Source organism: Pseudoalteromonas sp. NZS100_1 (assembly GCF_015864285.1).
GTDB classification, from domain to species: Bacteria; Pseudomonadota; Gammaproteobacteria; order Enterobacterales; family Alteromonadaceae; genus Pseudoalteromonas; species Pseudoalteromonas arctica.
Map to the genome: position 1 here is coordinate 1 of NZ_JADYXN010000045.1, position 20217 is coordinate 20217.

A 20217-nucleotide genomic window follows, 5' to 3' on the forward strand; every position below is an offset into this window, starting at 1 on the left:
GGGTGCATAGCTCAGCTGGATAGAGTACTCGGCTACGAACCGAGCGGTCGGAGGTTCGAATCCTCCTGCGCCCACCACTTTCATAAATAAGCCGACATTAAGTCGGTTTTTTTGTGCCTAAAATAAAGTGAAATGTAGAGTTTAGGAGGATTGAGAACTAAGAAGTCGGAGGTTCACTCTTACAAGATACGTCCTGCGCCCGCCACTTCCATAAACAAGCCGACATTAAGTCGGTTTTTTTGTGCCTAAAATAAAGTGAAATGTAAACTACCACTCCTGTAGCCGCAGAGCTTGCTCGCGTGAGAAGCGACAGCTTCTATTCCCCCCTCAAAAATATAATTTATAAGATTTTATTTGTTGGCAACGCCAGAAATAAGTAATTTATTCACAAAGAGTTTAAGAGGCGCTGCGCTTTTAGAGGTAGTAATAAAGCTAAGCTAAACTAATAAACCCGGGCTTATGTCTTCTCATTTACTTTTCTTTGTGTAATAGATCTTTAAGTGGTTCATTGACCAAGAAATTAAATAACTAGAAGCGTTTAGCTCTAAGAAGGTTAAATACGGTCTTTAAGCTTAAAATGGGAGGTGGTATTTTCAAGTAAAACTAGCTCTAATCTTTAAATCTAAACTCCGAGTTTATTTATCCGTTGTAGACGCTGAGCTTGCTCGCGTGAGAAGCGCCAGCTTCTAATCACTGTATCTACTCAAGCCCACTTAACCCTTTTCTAAAGCTGCTCTTTAATATTACCTATGTTATTTTAAACGCCTTGTTTAAAAGGATATTGCAGTATGTTTAAAACCCTATTTATTACGTTATTTTTTATTTTTAGCGCTATTTGTATTTCCAGCGCACAAGCCAACGAAGCTAATAACTCACTTATGGTAGGTGCGCAGCAATATGCTAAATATTTACCGCAGTTAAAAAATAAAAGCGTAGGGCTGGTAGTTAATCAAACATCAACGGTAGGGCAAACTCACTTAGTCGATGCGCTGCTGACTAAAAATATTAATATAACTAAAATTTTTGCACCTGAGCATGGCTTTCGTGGCGATCATGATGCGGGCGCACATGTAAAAAGTGCCGTTGATGGTAAAACTGGTATTCCGCTTATTTCTATTTACGGTAAAAATAAAAAACCAAGCCAAGCTGCTTTAGCCGATGTTGATGTCATTGTTTTTGACATTCAAGATGTAGGCGTGCGTTTTTATACCTACATAAGCTCTATGCACTACATGATGGAAGCCGCTGCAGAGCAGGGGATAGAATTTTTAGTACTCGACAGACCCAATCCAAATATTGCCTACGTTAATGGGCCAATATTAGAGCCAGAATTTAAATCGTTTGTAGGCATGCACCCAATTCCTGTTTTACACGGCATGACCGTTGGCGAACTTGCCAAAATGATCAAAGGCGAGGGCTGGATCAATAAAGCACCCGATTTAAAATTAACTGTGATCCCTGTTGATCATTACACTCGCAAAAGTACTTACAGCTTGCCGGTAAAACCCAGCCCTAATTTACCTAACGATCAGGCCATTGCACTTTACCCATCACTTTGCTTTTTTGAGGCAACGCCTATCAGTATCGGTAGAGGCACCGACTTTGCGTTTCAAGTAATTGGCTATTCGCCAGTTGCATTAGGTGATTTTAATTTTACACCGCGCGCAATTAAAGGCGCTGCTTTAAACCCTAAATTTAAAAACCAAACCGTACAAGGGCTCGATTTAAGACAAGCAAATATCACAGGCCTAAACTTAACTTACTTAATAAATGCGTACACGGAGCTTAGTAAAAGCAACATCTCGTTTTTTGAGCGCGCTGACTTTATGGATAAACTAGCGGGTACTAATAAATTGCGCTTAGCTATTGAAGCAGGGCAATCAGAGGCGCAAATAAAACAAAGTTGGCAGGCGGGGCTTGCGCAATTTAAAGCGCAAAGAGCGCCTTACTTGTTATATAAATAAGGGCTAAGCATGTTTATTGCTTTAAAAAATCAAAGGTGTAGTTATATAAAAAAAGCATTTATAGCGGCGTTAAGCTTTATTGTTGTGGGTTGTAGTACACCACCTGAGCCTATTAGCTCAGTGCTACCACTTACAAAGAGCCAACTTGTAGAGCTGCCTAATGCACAAGTGGTTGTAACGTTTCCTGAGGTAAATCCAAGTAGCCGGTTTTATGTAAATAACCGAGGAACGTTTAAAGCTTACAAAGGGCGCGGGCAATTATTGATACAAAACCATAACGCACAAAGCGCCGATATTTACATTAATAATCAAAAGCTCGACGTTAAACAACTAAGCGCCAACACCTTATACAATTACAGCTTGGCAAAAAATACTCACAACGGCGTTAATACTTTTAAAGTTGAAAATATTCTCCCTATTGGCGCAAGTTTAACGCTGCGTTTTGCATTTCCTACTTTAAGCGACGATCCAATAAAAAGCATAGATTTTAGCGAAGTGGACGCATTAATAAATCGCGATGTAAAAGCGGGTTTTCCTGGGGCTGTGTTGGCTGTTGTTAAAAATGGCGAGCTAATAAAGTTAACTGCTTATGGCGATGCAAAGCAATATCAGCAAAGTGATTTAATGCTGTTACGCCCGGAGCCAATGCAAACTAATACCTTGTTTGATTTAGCCTCAAACACCAAAATATTTGCCACCAACTTTGCACTTATGAAATTAGTAAGCGAAGGGTTATTAAATATTAATAAACCCGTACAAAGCTACCTAAGCGAATATAAAGGCGAAGGGCGCTCACAACGCACAGTAAAAGATTTACTTACACACAGCGCCGGATATCCGCCAGTATTTGACTTTCACCGTAAAGATGGCAGCAATGGCGACGCGTTTTATTCGCTAAATAGTAAAACCACCAAACAGCTATTACTTACCAGCGTGCCTTTTAGCAGTGAATCATCTGGGCAGCCTATTTATTCAGATATTGATTACATGATTTTAGGCGTACTAATTGAGCGTATCACTGGGCAGCCCCTTGACCAATACCTAGAGCAGCACGTGTATGCGCCACTAAAATTAACTAACACGTTATTTAATCCACTTAAAAAAGGCTTTAAGCCGCAGCAATTTGCAGCCACCGAGCTTAGCGGCAACACACGAGACGGGCGTATTAAGTTTGATAATATTCGCACCACTGTTTTACAAGGCCAAGTGCATGACGAGCGCGCTTACTACTCGCTTGATGGCGTAGCAGGGCATGCGGGGCTATTTAGTAACGCTCATGACTTAGCCGTGCTTTGCCAGCTATTATTAAATAATGGTGGCTACGGCGACCAACAATTATTTAGTGCAAGCGCCTTAGCGCAATTTTTAACGCCGCAATCAAGCGACGAAACCTACGGGCTTGGCTTTAGGCTTGCTGGTAACAACCAAGCAAGGCGCTGGCATTTTGGCCCTTATGCAAGCGCGCAGGCTTATGGACACACAGGTTGGACGGGGACAGTGACCGTAATTGACCCCGCTTACGACTTAGCTATTGTTTTACTTACCAATGCTCGCCATAGTGCAATTAAAGGCTCGCTAAAGCGTTACGAATTTACAGGCAAACAATTTGAAACCGCACAGTACGGATCGGTAGTGTCGCTTATTTATGAAGCACTACTAAATCAATAAGCTATCGTATAGGTTAAAACGTACTAACTGTGCCACTCCAAGTGATTTATTTACAGGTGACTTGAGTAAGCCAATCCATTAAGCTAAGCGGTCTATAAAACTAAGCCGGTTTATGTTGTTAGGCTTAACAAATAAGCGTTAAAACGCGTACAAAGCGAGGCTACTCGCTAATAATTAAGGTTAACTTTTTATGCATTGGTATTCTATTTTACCGCCGCTAATTGCGATTGCTATCGTGTTTTGGCGAAAAGAAGTGATTATGGCGCTACTTGTTGCCGTTGCTTCTTCTGAGTTTTTACTCGCCTTGCAGGGCGAAGGTAATAGCTTGTTTGATACTTTTTTAAATACCATTGAACGTATTATTTCGGTTGCCAGCTCGCCAGGTAATACACGCATATTAATATTTAGTATTTTAATTGGTGCACTGCTTGCCTACATTCGCGAATCTGGCGGCGTTGCAGCAACTGTTAATATGCTAATGAACAAAGGCATTGCAAAAAGTAAGCGCCAAGTGGGCTTTTTAACCATGTTTACCGGTATTGCGGTGTTTATAGAATCTAACCTGAGCGTACTTACCTCGGGTATTTTATCGCGTGGCTTATTCGACAAATTTAAAATGAGCCGAGCGCGTTTAGCGTATATTATTGATAGCACCAGTGCGCCAGTGTGTATTTTAATACTGCTTAATGGCTGGGGCGCATTTGTACTTGGTTTGTTAGGTAACTACGAGCTAGGTGAGTCGGCTGTATCGGTTTTGTGGGGCAGCGTAGGGTATAACTTTTACGCCATAATCACTCTTGTTATTGTTTTTTACACCATCGCGTTTGATAAAGTGCATGGCCCAATGAAAGAAGCCGAAGAAAAACTAGAGCTTCAAAAAACCGACTTAAAAGATGAAATAAAAGCCTCTAAAGCGCGTTACATGTTAATTCCGCTTATTACGCTCATTACCAGCATGGTTGGCTTTATGTATTACACCGGTAATGGTGTGTTAGCAGAGGGCAGCGGTTCTAAATCAGTATTATACGCAACGGTTTTAGCCATTGTTGTCGCTTACTTTTTAATGATTGGCTCACGTAAATTTACGCATCATCAATTAGTTGATACCGGTTTTAAAGGTATGGGCGAATTAATGCCACTGGTCGCCATTGTACTGCTTTCGCTTACACTTGGCGCAAGCTTAAAAGAGTTGGGTACTGGCGTATTTGTAGCGTCACTTGTTGGCGACTACCTACCTATTTACTTAATAGTACCTGTGCTGTTTTTAACTGGTGCGGTTATGTCGTTTACTACAGGTACATCGTGGGGCACGTTTGCTATATTAATCCCAATTGGTGTGCCACTTATTCAAGCGCTAGGTTTACCGCCATCGCTTGTGGTAGGTGCTATTTTGGGTGGTGGTATATTTGGCGATCATTGCTCGCCTATATCCGACACCAGCGCTGTATCTGCTATTGCATCGGGATGTGACTTACTCACCCATGTTAAAACGCAGCTACCGTATGCCTTATTTGGTGGTGGCCTTACGTTTTTAGCGTACTTAGTAACAAGCATTATTGTTTTATAAAATACGATTGTTTAAATAGTTAAAAGCCTGCTTATTGCAGGCTTTTTTGTTTTTAAATTAAGACCGAGCCCGGTAGTACCAAGCTTAACGACGCACTAGCTATTAAATAAACTATTTAAATATAGACTTAAGTACCCGTATTTATATTTTTTAGGTTATTGTATAGCATGAGCTTTAAGCTTTTTGTTAGCTATAAATTCTTACTTTTTAATACCAATTCGCTTAATTAAGTAATCTATTTTGAGGCTGGAAAAACGTGTTGATAGCTAGGCAAAAAATTCGCTATTTAGTTGTTCTCGGCAATTGCTCCTGCATTGCTCTACCTTCTGCATCCATGCAGTCGTAAATGAGAGTTTTTAACGCAGGTAGCGACACGTTTAGCCCCGCAAAATGACTAAGTATTATTGCGGATTGGTATAATTCATATAAGGCTGTAAATCCACACTATGTTTGCAATTGATAATATCATTCTCGTTAGTGCCATATTAATTTTACTAGGAGTGATCTCGAGCAAGTTATCTGCACGCGTTGGCTTACCTGTGCTGGTGCTATTTTTACTTGTAGGTATGCTCGCAGGTGAAGACGGTATTGCAGGTATTTCATTCGACAACGCAGAGGCTGCACATGCTTTGGGTACTCTTGCGCTTGCCATTATTCTATTTGATGGCGGTTTACAAACGCCTACCAGTTCAATTAAACAAGTGTGGAAACCCGCGTCTGCTTTAGCAACCGTCGGGGTGTTATTTACCGCTGTAATTACAGGCCTTGTGGCCACTTATATTTTAGACCTGCCCATATTACAAGGTGTTTTACTGGGCGCCATTGTTGGCTCTACAGATGCCGCAGCAGTGTTTGCGCTTTTACGAAGTGCGGGTATTCACTTAAACAAAAAGCTTAAATCTACGCTTGAAATAGAAAGTGCCTCGAACGATCCAATGGCTATTTTTCTAACGGTTGGTTTGCTCGAAATGCTTGTTAACGACATGCCAATAGGGCTGGGTTTACTACAGTTATTTGCTCAACAAATGGGTGTTGGCGCTATTTGTGGTCTTTTAATTGGTAAGGTATCGGTTTGGTTTATTAATCGAATTAAACTAAATGCATCGGGTTTGTATTTAGTGATGGTAACAGCCTTTGGACTGCTTTCATTTGGCCTTTCTGCAACGCTTGGCGGCAGTGGTTTTTTAGCTGTATTTATAACAGGTGTTATTTTAGGTAACAGTAAGTTTGTATATAAACGCGGTATTTTTCTGTTTCATGACGGCTTAGCATGGCTTGGGCAAATAACCATGTTTGTTGTATTAGGGCTCCTTATTAACCCATCGTCATTGGTTGATGTATGGTTAGAAGGATTGCTTATTGCACTGGCACTTATTTTTGTTGCTCGCCCATTAGCTGTAGCGCCTATTTTAAAACTGTTTGGCTTTAATAATCGCGAAACTTTGTTTGTATCTTGGGTTGGCCTTAGAGGCTCAGTACCCATTATTTTAGCTATATTCCCATTACTATTTGGCCTTTCAGGGGCAGAGCTTATTTTTAATGTGGTTTTTTTCGTGGTGTTAATTTCAGCCACGTTACAGGGTTCAACAATGCCTTGGATGGCTAAAAAACTAAATTTAGTAGAGCCGCCACCTGATCTCGCTGCTGCAACGCTCGAAATCACAGCACTAAACGATATTGATATAGAAATTGTAGAATACACTTTAAGTGACGTTTCGCGGGTTTCTGGGCGTAGCTTGTCACATGCGGCACTTCCTGAGAGTGTGGTTGTTGCTATGATCACGCGGGGTCCGTCAATCATCCCGCCACGAGGCTCAACTAAGTTAAAAGCAAATGACCACTTATTTGTTGTTTTAAAACCAGATAACAGACCTTTTGTTGATTTAGTTTTTACAGCAACCGATAAAACAAACCATCAAGATAGCCACTTAGCGCACAACGAACTTAAAGTGAAAGGGGTAACGTTGGTAGGCGATATATTTTACTCTTATCACATGCAAATAGATGCCCCAGAAGAGATAAGCTTGGAAGAAGTAATTAACCAAAAGCTTTCAGGAGAAGTCAGCAAAGGCGATATTGTTGTTATTGGTAATGTGCAAATACGCGTTATAACAATGGTACATACACGCATAGTGACCATTGGTCTAAAGTATTTAAACAATCCAGAAAAAGACTTTTAAAGCCGTAATCATTTACAGTAATTTATTAAGTGGTGACAGCTCGTTTATAGCTACGTAGGTTGAGTGACACGAAACCCAACGGATCTCCAATCCACTTTGCAGCTTTAACGTTAAATATATGCATTGTTTTTGTAGGCGCTTAGCTTGCTAGCGCGTCGGGCGTTAGCCCGAAATAAATGCAACTGTTGATAATTCTATATTGCACTATATGAAAAGCATTATTTAAAAGGATATTAAATGACTGAAATTAAAGACTTCAATTGGAACACGGAAACTAACCGCTCGGTAGGTGAATATTTTCCTGCAGATAAATTAGATCGTGCTCGCTACGCAACTTTTTTATCAAGACTATTGGCTCAAGAAGGGTTTGACGAAACCAGACCTGATGAAGACCAAAAGAAAAACTATGTATTAAACTTAAATGCAGAATGGGGGGCAGGTAAAACATATTTTCTTAAGCGTTGGTCGCAGGAATTAATAGTAGATTACCCTGTAGTTTATATTGATGCGTGGCAGCAAGATTACTCAGACGATCCATTTTTAACTGTAATTGCGGGTATCATCAAGCAGCTTCAACTTCAGGCGAAGTTTAATATAACCATACCTAAAAGCGCCGTTTCGATATTTAAGGCTGTTGCACCTGCTATTGCACAAGGTTTAACTAAAAAGATATCTGGTATTGATTTAGATGAACTACATACATTGCTATTTTCTGATGATGAAATTGATAGCGACCAAAAGCAAAATTCTAATAAACTGACTGGCAGTGACTTTTCGCCCGCAGTAAAGGCGCTTGCACAAAATTTGATTAAAGATCATGAGGCTAAAAACAAAAGCGTTGAAGTTATAAAGTATAAGTTAGCTGATTGGGTAAGTAAGTTTGAAGAGCAAAAAGATAAGTCGTTACCCATATTTATTTTTATTGATGAATTAGACCGTTGTCGCCCAAGTTATGCAGTAGAAATGCTTGAGACGATTAAACATATTTTTGATGTTAAAGGAATAGTATTTGTTGTGGCTACGGATACCGAGCAACTTCAACATACAATTAAATCAATTTATGGTGAAGGCTTTGATGCTAAGATTTATCTAGGCCGCTTTTTTAATAGCCGCTATAGCTTAAAACGACCTGCTTTGAAGGATTTTTTATCAGTACATAGCGATACAATTAAATTTGGATCTGAGTATTTAGAAAGTAAAAAAATTGAGCTTCTCCCTCGGACAAAAACGCCCGAAACCGCTTTAGCTAATATCTCAGTTATATTAGATGCGTTTCATATACAACCTAGAACAGCGATTCAAATTACTGAACGTATAACTGCCATTATTACAAATTTACCAAGTGGTAAAAAAGTAGATGTACTCGTTCTCGCAGTTTTGTTTTGTATCCATGAAAAAGATCACCCTCTTTATGAAGAAATTATAAATGGTAGATTTAAGAGAACAAAATTAAATAAGAAAGGTGATACACAAAATATAAGGTTATCTGATTATTTATCAGAAAAAATATTACCCGATGATTTAGAAAGAGATATTATATTTTTCATAGATTCAAAATTATATAGCAAGGATAAGAACTGTATAGTTAACCGCTACAAAGATACGGAGAACAAAATTAAACTAAAGCATTACATTGAATATTTTTTCTGCAAAATTTTTGTAGATGAAATGTCCCTTGTTTTCGCTGGATTCGGAAATACTGATAGAAGGAAGTTAACTGAATTAGAGCAAGCTGACAAAGAGTTGTGGGAATCTGATAATTCTAACCCTTATGACGTGGCTAGGTTATTGATTAAATATATCTACATAAAAGATGAATACAATAAACTTACTAAAGATCATTATCGTGAGTTTATAGAGCTTTCCTCACCATTAGATTACATGGGCGATAGTTAACTCTCTCTGTGCAGCGCTAAGCGCCTCTGTGTTCTCGGTGGTAATTTTTATTTAAATTACCACCAACCTCAACTGGACCAAACCATCTAAGCCCCACACTGCCTAATCCCAGCTCGCGCATGTTTAAGCGCAATAATCTGCCCTTTACCGTTATGCGCCATAGCTAACATATCACCCGTGTTTATATCGCTTTCAACCGCATGTTTACCCTTTAAATCACTCAACAGCGAATGCTTAATTTGCACTAGCACCTTAAGATTACAGCCAGCAGCTGCGCAGTTGATGTTTTAATAAATACTGGGTTGTTAGATAGTTCAAGTGTGTGCATAAGCCGCTCCAAATTTTATTGATCACAACAATTAGGGTGTTTTCAAAGCTATAACGGGTGGCAAATCAAAAAGGGGTGAAATAATTTTATAAAAAATGTGGGGTTTAGTTACAATAGCCATTCGCAAATATTAAAACTTAACTTTTTAGGCTGTTATGCAACTCATTGAAATAAATAAAGCGCGTTACCGTAAACATTTAAACCGTGTTATTGCAGGATGTGGTATTGGTTTGGCGGTAGGCAGCTTGGCTATATCGCAAACGCTGATTGCTTTATTTCCTGATGAAAGTGGTAGCCACTTTCATTGGAACTTAATAGGCGTTGCTATTACTAGCGTTGGGCTTGCGTGGTTACTTCATAAATATCGTACACATACGTTTATGACAGAAGTTGTTTATGTGTGGGAGCTTAAAAAAGCACTTAATAAAATAACCCGTAAAATGGCTAAGTTAAAAGCTGCTGGCCGTGAAGGGAATGCCGATGCGTTATTAGCGATTCACTATAGCTACGCGGGCTCTCGGTTATTGTGGCAGCTAGACGATAATCTAATCACTATGGACGATTTAGCCATTAAACAAGCTGAGCTTGAATCTGTTGCAGCGCAATATAATGTAACGCTTAACGTTGAAGATTACGACGCAAGTATTTTAAAACAGTTTTAAAACAGTTTTAAAACATAGGTTTTTAAATTAGTTAGAGGAGCCTTAATGAAAAAAATACTCATAGTGTGTTTAGGTAATATTTGCCGCTCGCCAACCGCAGAGGCGGTATTAAAAGCCCGTGCTAAAAAGCTAGGCGTTAACGTTAAAGTTGATTCGGCAGGGACTATTGGTTACCACGAAGGTAAAACGCCTGATAGCCGCTCAATGGCAGCAGGCGAAAAACGTGGTTATAGCTTTAAAGGTATTTATTCGCGCAAAGTACGCAGTAGCGACTTTACTGAGTTTGATTTAATTTTAGCGGCCGATACGCAAAACTTAGCTGATTTAAAAGCCCAGTGCCCTGAGCATCTACAGTACAAATTAGCGCTGTTTTTAGAATACGGCGAGCAAACCCAAAGCGCTATTCCCGATCCTTATTATGGCGGCGATGATGGTTTTGAAAATGTGCTCGATTTAATAGAAGCGGCTAGTGATAAAATACTCGCTAAAATTTAATTCCTATTTTATTACTAAAGCTAAATTTAACGAGCTTTTTGTCGTATTGCACAGTGTTCCTAAAGTAAGTACATTTTATGCTTACTCAAAGGGAACTTTATGAAAATAAAAATATTACTACTCACTTTATCTATCGCTTCTTGTTCTACTTTTGCTAACGATGTTAGTTTTTCGATTGGGGGTGGCTACCCTTATTTGGTTATTCCTGAGGTGTCTTTATCGGCTAACGATGATACACAACGCTGGTATGCAAACTACAAAATAGGCCTTGATGATGGTTTTTCAGCCGGTTTTGAACAAGCAGTTAGCGATAATAAAAAACATGCTTTTGGCGCGCTTGTGGGCGCTATTGGTGCAAGAGATACAGACCAAGAGTGTGAAAGTTCAACTAATGATGTAGCAACTGACTTTGCTAATACGCTAGGTTGTGTAATTGGCGGTATTTTTGATGAAGAAACAACAAACGGCATAGGGCTTACTTACAGCTACAACTTTAATGGATTGAACAGCGCTGGTTTTAGATTAGAGCTAGATGTGGGCTATGGTAAAGCAAGCGACAGCAACGAAAAAAGAGCCGATGGCGGTATTAGCGTAAGTTATGAATTTTAACTACATGAGTTTTGTATTAGTTAGTTTTAAAAAAGGCGCATAAAGCGCCTTTTTTAATGAGCCGCTTTTAGTGGCGGTTAATTTTAAAGTCGAGTTGTACCTGAGAAGTAGCGCTAACGGGTTTGCCATTTTCGAACTTTGGTGCGTAACGCCATTGCTCAACAGCTGCTTGGGCTGACTTTTCAAATGCGTTGCCACCTTCAGAACTAAGCACTTTTAGGTTTTTTACAAAGCCAGCTGCGTCTACCTCAAACTCCATAACAACGCTACCATCGGTACTAAACCGGGCTTTATGCGCTGGGTATTTAGGATTAACACGATAGAGAGGTGTTTGCTCTTGTGATTCTTTCCATGGCACCATTTGAGCGATAGCTAGGCAATGTTTAGTTGCTTCTTCGCTTTTACCTTGTTTTTCGTACAGACCTACAAGCTTTGAATGAGCAGTTAGCTCAGCACTGTGATCAAAGCTTAAGTTATCGTCAAATGCAGTAACTATATTATTTAAGCGCTCAATTGCTCGGTTATATTTTTTGCTACCTTCGGCAAATGCGGCTATTAAAAAATTGGCTTTAATTTGTTCTACCGAGCTACTCGGAATATTTTCACGGTAGTATTCGTCGGCTTCTTCTAGGTAGTTTTTAGCTACGCGATATTTTTTAGAGCTAAACTTTTTAGCAAGCAGCGTTGCCGCTTCTAGTTTCATGTCGGCTACAAACTTAGGCTTATTTTGTGTTTTAGCTATTTCAATTACTTGTTCTAAAAAGTTAGCTGCTTTGTAAGCTGATGTTGTGTAGTTAGCTTGGCCGAGTAGTGCATCAATTGTTTCTATTGATAGTTTACCGTGGTTTGCAGCTAAAATAGTATGGGCTTCGTTATAGAGTGCAAAACGCTGTTCGTTTAGCTCATCGCCGTAGCCTTTTATTGCTTTAGCGTAATTAATAGCTAAGTTGGCAGTATTGTCGTCGCTTTTACCGTAAACGGCTTTACCTGATGTGTAAGCAAGTTTGGCAGTTTGTTGTACGTTTTTGTCTGCTTTAACTGCTGCTAAATAGCTTTGGTATGCTTGGCTAAATACCGTTTGAGGATCGCTTGCTTGGCTGGCGAGTGCTGTAGTACTTAAAGTTGTTGCGCTTAGAGCAGATAAACTTAAGCCTATAAATAAAGCGAGTTGCTGACGTTTCATAATAATCCCTATTAACTTTTAAATTGAAACTAGGTTGACGTAATTACAACAGTTTCTTATTAATATAATTTTTGACTGAATGGTAAAACTACTTAAAGGCGTTCAAAATACAGTTCAGCTTGAGTTGTTGCATTTACAGGTTTTCCATTTTTAAACTTTGGAGCGTAACGCCATTGTTTAACAGCGGCTATCGCTGATTTTTCAAACGCTTTAGAACCTTCAGAACTAATAACCTTAGGATTTTTCACAAAGCCATGGGTATCAACAGTAATCTCTAATATAACTATTACATGACTTTTAGTTTCACCGCGAGGGTATATAGGCTCGGTTATGTAGAGTGGATTTTGCTCTGAGGTATTTTTCCAGTGCGTATTTTTAGCAAAGGCTAAGGCGTGTTTAGTCGCTTTATCGCTTTCATCTTGTTTTTCATATAGCTGAACTAAGCCAACATGCGCATTAAGCTCAAAGCTTTGATCTAAATTTTTATATTTATCAAATAAGCCAACTATACGGTTTAGCCTTTTAGTTGCTTTGTCGTAATCTTTACGGCCACTCTCAAATGAAACCATTAAAAGGTCAGACTTTATACGCTCTACTGCATTATCAGGTAGCTGGGCTTGGTAATATTTATCTGCATCTTGAGCGTATTTTTTCGCTAAAGAATATTCGCTATGGCTAAACCCATAAAGTAATGTTTCTGCAGCTTCAAATTGCATATTAGCGACAAGGCCAGGGTCATTTTGTAATTCAGCGATTTTAATGAGTTGCTTAAAGTTTTTGACTGCGGTATCTGATTTATTCGTATGAGTGGCTTTGGCTAGTAGCGTATCCATAGTCTCTATTGAGTTTTCGCCATAGTTTTTAACTAAAATACGGTGGGCCTGTGAATACAAATCAAACCGTTTCTCTTCATTACCATACCCTATAGCCACAAGGTTCTTTGCAACATAACTGTTGATGGCTTTAGCGTAGTTAATAGCAAGCTTTGCCGTTTCATTGCTATTTTCTCCATATAGAGCGAGCCCTTTTTGATAAGCAAGTTGTGCTTCTTTTTCAGCTTGTTCTTTGGCTGCAACGAATGCTGAGTCAGTTTCTTCGGCGTTTGCAGATACAACTTGAATGCTATTTACTTGGTTTGCGAAAGTGTAGTTAGCAAAGGCTAATAAGCTTAATCCTATTGATATGGCGAGCTGTTGGTGCTTCATAATAATCCCTATTATTTATTAGCCCATAAAATTACCAAAACTATCAAGGTCTGTCATTATTTTAGGTAAATTAAAGTAAACAAGCGAAGTTGTAATATTCGGGTTATTAATTGCTTAACAATCATTGAAAATAACGCCTGTCGTCGCCATATAATTGCCATAAACAGTCTTGTACTACGGTGTATTTATCCTATTTTGTGATATTATCACTTTATTGTCGTGTCGTAGTTATTTAAATATTTGGATTTGTCGTGGCGCAAGTAAGAGCAAGAGTCCAGCTTAATGTTGGCAGAAATAGTGATATCCCTGCAGAAATAATCTCATTTACTGATTTAAAAGATGGCAAAGAACATATTGCTATGGTGTTTAACAACGCTGATACAGAGCAAGATGTACCGCTTATTCGTATGCATTCTGAGTGTTTAACAGGTGATGTATTTTACTCATCGCGTTGTGATTGCGGCGAGCAGCTAAATGAATGTATTGAAATGATGCACGAGCAAGGCGGTATTTTATTGTATTTACGCCAAGAAGGTCGTGGCATTGGTTTATACAACAAAATTGATGCTTACGTATTGCAATCGCAAGGTATGAACACCTACGAAGCTAATAATCATTTAGGCTTTGCTGATGATTTACGTGACTTTTCGGATGCTGTGTTAATGCTTAATGCGCTTAATTTAAGCCACGTTAAATTAATGACCAATAATCCTAAAAAGCTTAACGCATTAAAAGATGCCGGTATTAATGTTGACTCGGTTGTGGGCACGCATGCGCACATTAAAGCGGGTGTTGCGGGTAATAAGTCGTACCTAGAAACTAAAATTAAGCATGGCGCGCATATGTTAGATATTAAGAAAATTAAAAAACCTTAATCATTTAATTACGTTTCGTCTATTAATACCCCCTCACGCCAAGTTATACTTGGCGTGTTTCGTTTTAAATTAAGAGCAAGTATGTCTACACAATTACGAATTTTTAAAGCCGATGCAGGGCTAAAGTGGTTAAAAGCCGGATGGCTTATTTTTAAAACCCAGCCAGCAACCTTTATTTTTATGCATTTATTTATTGGCATTGTAGGGCTGCTGTCTTTATTTTTACCTTTACTGCAAGTTGTGGCAGCGCTAGCTACGCCATTTTTAACCGCAGGCTTTTACCAAGCGGTGCTTAGTAAGCAGCAGGGCGGAAAAATTATGCTAGCCGATATTCTCAAGCCATTTACGGCTAAGGGAAATCGTTTAGGGTTACTACGTTTAGCACTTTACCAAATGGGTGCGGGCATTTTAATGGCGCTACTCGCTAATGGCTTATTTGCCGATGCAGTGGCTGTTATGAGCCAACCAGGACTTGATCCAAATGTAGCACTTGAGCAAATGCTTGATAGTATTTCGGGCGCGAATGTCATTTTGTTTTTTATGGCAATGCTAATTTACTTAACAGCGTTTGCTTACGCTGTACCGCTTGTTTATTTTAGTAAAGAAACACGTATTTTAACGGCACTTAAAAAATCGTTAATGGTGTTTTATCATAACATTTTGCCACTTGGCGTTTTTGGCCTTATTTGCGCATTATTTATGGCGCTTTCGATGTTCTTATCGTTCTTACCACTGTTGATTTTAATGCCAATTTGCTACATTAGCTTTTTTGTATCTTATCAAGCCATTTTTATGCCTGTTGTACCACCAAGTGACGACATTAATGTTAAGCCACTTAGCAGTGAAACAAGCGGGCGTTTTGACGCTTAATGGATGATAAATTAAAGCAAAAACTAAAAAACTATGTACTTTGGTTACTAGGGCGCCAAGAATATTCGCGTCGTGAGTTAACGCTTAAGCTACAGCAAAAAGAAGCTACAGAAGAGTTTATTGAAACGCTGCTTGATTGGTGCGAAAAGCATAATTTTATTAACGAGCAGCGATACTGTGAAGGCTTTGTAAGAAAACACATATTTAAATGCCACGGGCTTAAGCGAATACAAAGCGAAGCTATGGGCAAAGGGATTGATCGTTCGCTACTTGAATTGGTAGTTGAAGAGCTTGAAGTAGATTGGTTTGAGCTTGCGCAGGATGCGTACAATAAAAAATATTCAAATACACCGCCAGATCTCGATTACAAAGATAAAGCTAAGCGCGTGCGCTACTTAATGTATCGGGGTTTTAGCTACGATGAAATTAATTTTGCAATGCAAGCACAGTAAATACAGGTGAGACTTTCAAATGCAGCACATGACTACCGCACAAATTAGGCAACAGTTTTTAGACTTTTTTGCCAGCAAACAACACCAAGTTGTACCTTCAAGCTCGCTTATTCCGGGTAACGATGCCACGTTGTTATTTAACAATGCCGGCATGGTGCAATTTAAAGATGTATTTTTAGGCGCAGAAAGCCGCCCTTATACACGTGCGACTAGCTCGCAGCGCTGTGTACGTGCTGGCGGTAAGCATAACGATTTAGAAAATGTGGGCTACACTGCTCGCCACCATACATTTTTTGAAATGTTAGGTAACTTCAGCTTTGGTGATTACTTTAAGCAAGAAGCTATTAAGTTTGCATGGGAGTTTTTAACTGAAGAAGTAAAACTACCAAAAGAAAAGCTTTTAGTAACTATTTACCACGATGACGAAGAAGCGTTTGAATACTGGTCAAAAGACATTGGCTTATCTGAGGATCGTATTATTCGTATTGCTACCTCAGACAACTTTTGGTCTATGGGGGATACCGGTCCGTGTGGTCCGTGTTCTGAAATATTTTATGATCATGGCGAACACATTTGGGGCGGACCTCCGGGCTCTCCAGAGGAAGACGGCGACCGTTTCATCGAAATTTGGAACCTTGTATTCATGCAGTACAACCGTCAAAGCGACGGTACAATGTTGCCTCTACCTAAGCAATCTGTTGATACGGGAATGGGCCTTGAGCGTATTTCTGCTATTTTGCAGGGCGTGCATTCAAACTACGAAATCGATTTATTCCAAGGCTTAATTGCTGCTGCTGCAAGTGTTACTAATGCACAAGACATGGACGATAAGTCACTACGCGTAGTGGCGGATCATATTCGTTCGTGTGCGTTTTTAATCTCAGACGGTGTTATGCCATCTAACGAAGGCCGTGGTTATGTACTACGCCGTATTATTCGTCGTGCTGTGCGCCACGGTAATAAGTTAGGTGCACAAGGTTCGTTTTTCTATAAATTAGTTGCTGCGCTAATTGAGCAAATGGGTCAAGCGTATCCTGAGCTTGCTAAGCAACAAGAAATTATCGAAAAAGTATTACGCATTGAAGAAGAGCAGTTTGGTAAAACACTTGAGCGTGGCTTAGCTATTTTAGAAGAAAGCTTAAGCGACCTTAAAGGCGATATTATACCGGGCGACTTAGTATTTAAGCTTTACGATACGTATGGTTTCCCTGCTGATTTAACAGCCGATGTTGCGCGTGAGCGCCAGATGACGATTGATCATCAAGGCTTTGAAGAGTGTATGGCTGTACAACGTAAAACAGCGCAGCAAGCAGGTAAATTTGGTGCAGATTACAATGACCAATTAAAATCAGATAAACACACTGATTTTAAAGGTTACGACAGTACACATTACAGCGCGACCGTTATTGAAATTTTTGCCGGTGGCGAAGCTGTACAGTTATTAGAAGATGGTCAAAAAGGTATTGTAGTACTAGACCGCACACCGTTTTACGCTGAATCAGGCGGCCAAACGGGTGATACCGGTACTATTACAGTGGCTGGTGGCGAATTTAATGTTACTAATACCACTAAGCTTGGTAATGCTTTTGCTCATCACGGTACTGTACAAGGTCGTATTGGTGTAAACGATAAAGTGGATGCAACAATTGATGATACGCGCCGCGATAGCATCAAGAAAAACCATACCGCTACGCATATTTTACACGAAGCACTACGCCAGTTATTAGGCGAGCATGTAGGCCAAAAAGGCTCACTTGTTCAGCCAGATCGTTTACGTTTTGACTTTTCGCACTTTGAAGCCGTAACTAAAGATGAGCTACGTGAAATTGAGCGTGTAGTTAATGACGAAATTCGTCGTAACTTTGCACTTAATACTGAGCTTATGGCTATTGATGATGCTAAAGCGAAAGGTGCTATGGCGTTGTTTGGCGAAAAGTACGATGACGAAGTACGTGTAGTAACTATTGGTGACTATTCTATTGAGCTTTGTGGTGGTACGCACGTTGAGCGCGCTGGCGATATTGGCTTATTCAAAATTGTATCTGAAAGTGGTATTGCCGCTGGCGTTCGCCGTATTGAAGCCGTAACTGGCGCCGATGCAGTTGCGTACGTTAGCGAGCAAGAGCAACAACTTAGCGATGTTGCAGCACTTGTAAAAGGTGATAGCGCATCGGTACTTGAAAAAGTAACAGCGCTTCTTGAAAAGTCAAAGAGCCTTGAAAAACAAATTGCGCAGCTTAACGATAAGCTAGCAAGCGCAGCAGGCGCGTCTTTACTTGATTCGATTGTTGAAATTAATGGCGTTAAGTTACTTGTAGCTAACGTTGAAGGGACTGAATCTAAAGCGCTTCGCGGTATGGTTGATGACCTTAAAAACAAGATTGGCTCAGGTGTTATTGCACTGGGTGTTGCCAGTGGCGACAAAGTAAGCCTAATTGCCGGTGTAACTAAAGACTTAACAGGCAAAGTAAAAGCCGGTGAGTTAGTTAACCACATGGCAGGCCAAGTAGGTGGTAAAGGTGGCGGTCGTCCAGATATGGCACAGGCTGGTGGTAGTGAGCCACAAAACCTTGCTGCTGCACTAGATAGCGTTACAGCTTGGTTAACTGAGCGTACTTAAGCCTAAGTGGCGCTTATTGTTCAAAAATTCGGTGGCACTTCGGTTGGCTCAATAGAGCGAATTGAAGCGGTCGCCGACCTTGTTGTTAAAACCAGACAACAAGGGCATCAAGTGGTTGTGGTTCTCTCTGCTATGTCGGGAGAAACCAACCGCTTAATTAACCTCGCCAAACAAATTGATACTCGCCCGAGTAGCCGTGAACTAGATGTACTTATTAGCACCGGAGAGCAGGTTTCTGTATCACTGCTTGCTATGGCTATTATCAAACGTGGCCACTCAGCGGTGAGCTTATTAGCCGATCAAGTCAATATTCAAACCGACAACATGTTTGGTAAAGCCCGTATTGAAGAGGTTGCTGCTACGCGCTTAAAGCATGAGCTTGAGCATAATCGTATTGCTATTATTGCTGGGTTTCAGGGACGTGATATTGAGGGCAATATTACAACGCTTGGACGCGGCGGCACCGATACATCGGCTGTAGAAATAGCAGCGGCTATAAAAGCCGACGAATGCCAGATCTATACAGACGTTGACGGCGTATATACTACAGATCCTCGTGTTGAACCAAACGCGCGCAGAATGAGCCAAGTTACTTTTGCCGAAATGCTGGAGCTGGCAAGTTTAGGCGCAAAAGTTTTGCATATTCGCTCGGTAGAAGCTGCAGGTAGACACAATGTGCCACTTAGGGTGCTTTCTAGTTTTAATCCTGATGAAGGCACATTAATAAGTTTTGAGGAGAACGATATGCCAAGCAAGGTGGTATCGGGGATTGCGTTTAATTGTGACGAATGTTTAATTAAAGTAGATGGTGTGCCAAGCGGTACGCAATATCTTTCAAAAATATTGAAACTTTTTGCTGATAATGGCATCGAAATAGATATGATTAATCAAGTTAATCATATCTTTGAAAAAATAGACTATGCTTTTACTGTGCACTCGAATGATTATCTGCAAGCACTTGAATTATTGAGCGAAGATCAAACTCAACTCAGTGCTCAAAATACAAGCGGATTACCAACAGTAGCTAAAGTTTCTGCTGTTGGAATGGGTATGAAATCGCATTCTGGTGTAGCAAGTTTATTTTTTGATGCATTAGCGCAGGAAAATATTAATGTAGTTTTAGTCTCGACTTCTGAGATTAAAATTTCAGTTTTAATAGATGAAAAGTACCTAGAGTTGGCAGTTCGTGCATTACACAAAGCATTTTTAACAGAAAATGGATAGATTGAGAGTTTTTACTTACTTTTCAGTCTAATTTTCATTAGTATGTTTAAGCGGAATCTTATAATTTTTATTGGAACATGGGAGCAAGAGAATGCTAATACTAACTCGTAGAGTAGGTGAAACCCTAATGATTGGTGACGAAGTAACAGTTACTGTTCTAGGTGTTAAAGGAAATCAAGTTCGAATCGGTGTTAATGCACCAAAAGACGTATCAGTGCATCGTGAAGAGATTTACATGCGCATACAAGCTGAAAAGTCGAACCCTAATCCGGGCAATGCTTAATCAACACGTATACGTAGTTGAGTAATTAGCTCAACTAGACTAAAAGCCACTCACTGAGTTAACACCGATCAGTTAAGGTATTTTTGATCGGTTGACCGATCTTTTGGTTGCTTCACAATACCCTTATCATCTTTTG

Annotated in this window: 17 protein-coding genes and 1 tRNA gene; 15 read left to right on the forward strand and 3 right to left on the reverse strand. The window is 39.8% G+C overall.

Features of this window, described 5'->3' with window-relative positions:
* The 6 genes from I6F66_RS19415 to I6F66_RS19440 all read left to right on the forward strand — a co-directional run bounded on the left by I6F66_RS19415 (position 1) and on the right by I6F66_RS19440 (position 9275).
* Positions 1 to 77 (forward strand) — tRNA-Arg (locus tag I6F66_RS19415).
* 711 nt (positions 78 to 788) lie between these two features.
* The gene (locus tag I6F66_RS19420; protein ID WP_197209608.1) at positions 789 to 1964 is read left to right on the forward strand and encodes an exo-beta-N-acetylmuramidase NamZ domain-containing protein; all 1176 of its coding nucleotides are present in this window, start codon (positions 789 to 791) and stop codon (positions 1962 to 1964) included.
* A gap of 9 nt (positions 1965 to 1973) precedes the next feature.
* Positions 1974 to 3632, forward strand: coding sequence for a penicillin binding protein PBP4B (gene pbp4b / locus I6F66_RS19425; RefSeq protein WP_197176932.1), 1659 nt, complete (start codon positions 1974 to 1976; stop codon positions 3630 to 3632).
* Positions 3633 to 3822: 190 nt separating this feature from the next.
* Positions 3823 to 5199: a Na+/H+ antiporter NhaC family protein gene (locus I6F66_RS19430; RefSeq protein ID WP_197209609.1), complete on the forward strand. Its 1377-nt coding sequence runs from the start codon at positions 3823 to 3825 to the stop codon at positions 5197 to 5199.
* Positions 5200 to 5645: 446 nt separating this feature from the next.
* On the forward strand, positions 5646 to 7379 hold the full coding sequence (locus tag I6F66_RS19435) for a potassium/proton antiporter (RefSeq protein ID WP_165741831.1): 1734 nt from the start codon (positions 5646 to 5648) through the stop codon (positions 7377 to 7379).
* Positions 7380 to 7616: 237 nt separating this feature from the next.
* On the forward strand, positions 7617 to 9275 hold the full coding sequence (locus tag I6F66_RS19440) for a P-loop NTPase fold protein (protein ID WP_197209610.1): 1659 nt from the start codon (positions 7617 to 7619) through the stop codon (positions 9273 to 9275).
* Between the two features lie 86 nt (positions 9276 to 9361).
* Here the strand turns inward: I6F66_RS19440 and I6F66_RS19445 are convergent, their stop codons facing one another.
* Positions 9362 to 9520 (reverse strand): hypothetical protein, encoded by a 159-nt coding sequence (locus tag I6F66_RS19445; RefSeq protein WP_165742055.1) that lies wholly within the window; start codon positions 9518 to 9520, stop codon positions 9362 to 9364.
* 238 nt (positions 9521 to 9758) lie between these two features.
* On the opposite strand from I6F66_RS19445, the gene I6F66_RS19450 reads away from it, so the two are divergent.
* The 3 genes from I6F66_RS19450 to I6F66_RS19460 all read left to right on the forward strand — a co-directional run bounded on the left by I6F66_RS19450 (position 9759) and on the right by I6F66_RS19460 (position 11369).
* Positions 9759 to 10265: a DUF3087 domain-containing protein gene (locus I6F66_RS19450; RefSeq protein WP_165742053.1), complete on the forward strand. Its 507-nt coding sequence runs from the start codon at positions 9759 to 9761 to the stop codon at positions 10263 to 10265.
* A 45-nt stretch (positions 10266 to 10310) separates the two neighbouring features.
* The gene (locus tag I6F66_RS19455) at positions 10311 to 10760 is read left to right on the forward strand and encodes a low molecular weight protein-tyrosine-phosphatase (protein ID WP_165742051.1); all 450 of its coding nucleotides are present in this window, start codon (positions 10311 to 10313) and stop codon (positions 10758 to 10760) included.
* 99 nt (positions 10761 to 10859) lie between these two features.
* Complete coding sequence (locus I6F66_RS19460; RefSeq protein ID WP_165742049.1) at positions 10860 to 11369, forward strand: hypothetical protein; 510 nt, start codon at positions 10860 to 10862, stop codon at positions 11367 to 11369.
* A gap of 67 nt (positions 11370 to 11436) precedes the next feature.
* On the opposite strand, the gene I6F66_RS19465 is transcribed toward I6F66_RS19460, so the two are convergent.
* Together I6F66_RS19465 and I6F66_RS19470 are read right to left on the reverse strand one after the other, a co-directional pair.
* The gene (locus tag I6F66_RS19465; RefSeq protein WP_165727239.1) at positions 11437 to 12552 is read right to left on the reverse strand and encodes an energy transducer TonB; all 1116 of its coding nucleotides are present in this window, start codon (positions 12550 to 12552) and stop codon (positions 11437 to 11439) included.
* A 92-nt stretch (positions 12553 to 12644) separates the two neighbouring features.
* Complete coding sequence (locus tag I6F66_RS19470) at positions 12645 to 13757, reverse strand: energy transducer TonB (protein ID WP_165727240.1); 1113 nt, start codon at positions 13755 to 13757, stop codon at positions 12645 to 12647.
* A gap of 251 nt (positions 13758 to 14008) precedes the next feature.
* Between I6F66_RS19470 and ribA the strand changes: the two genes are divergently transcribed.
* The 6 genes from ribA (at position 14009) to csrA (ending at position 20081) form a co-directional block, all read left to right on the forward strand.
* Complete coding sequence (ribA, locus tag I6F66_RS19475; protein WP_007583803.1) at positions 14009 to 14632, forward strand: GTP cyclohydrolase II; 624 nt, start codon at positions 14009 to 14011, stop codon at positions 14630 to 14632.
* 81 nt (positions 14633 to 14713) lie between these two features.
* Positions 14714 to 15502 carry a BPSS1780 family membrane protein gene (locus tag I6F66_RS19480; RefSeq protein ID WP_024600767.1) on the forward strand — a complete coding sequence of 263 codons (789 nt, stop codon included), beginning with the start codon at positions 14714 to 14716 and terminating at the stop codon, positions 15500 to 15502.
* Positions 15502 to 15954 carry a regulatory protein RecX gene (locus tag I6F66_RS19485; RefSeq protein ID WP_121954069.1) on the forward strand — a complete coding sequence of 151 codons (453 nt, stop codon included), beginning with the start codon at positions 15502 to 15504 and terminating at the stop codon, positions 15952 to 15954. The genes I6F66_RS19480 and I6F66_RS19485 overlap by 1 nt, the downstream gene beginning before the upstream one ends.
* A 19-nt stretch (positions 15955 to 15973) precedes the next feature.
* Positions 15974 to 18574 (forward strand): alanine--tRNA ligase, encoded by a 2601-nt coding sequence (gene alaS, locus I6F66_RS19490; RefSeq protein WP_197209611.1) that lies wholly within the window; start codon positions 15974 to 15976, stop codon positions 18572 to 18574.
* 6 nt (positions 18575 to 18580) lie between these two features.
* The gene (locus I6F66_RS19495) at positions 18581 to 19798 is read left to right on the forward strand and encodes an aspartate kinase (RefSeq protein WP_197209612.1); all 1218 of its coding nucleotides are present in this window, start codon (positions 18581 to 18583) and stop codon (positions 19796 to 19798) included.
* A 91-nt stretch (positions 19799 to 19889) separates the two neighbouring features.
* Positions 19890 to 20081: a carbon storage regulator CsrA gene (csrA, locus tag I6F66_RS19500; protein ID WP_004587515.1), complete on the forward strand. Its 192-nt coding sequence runs from the start codon at positions 19890 to 19892 to the stop codon at positions 20079 to 20081.
* Positions 20082 to 20217: the final 136 nt, after the last annotated feature.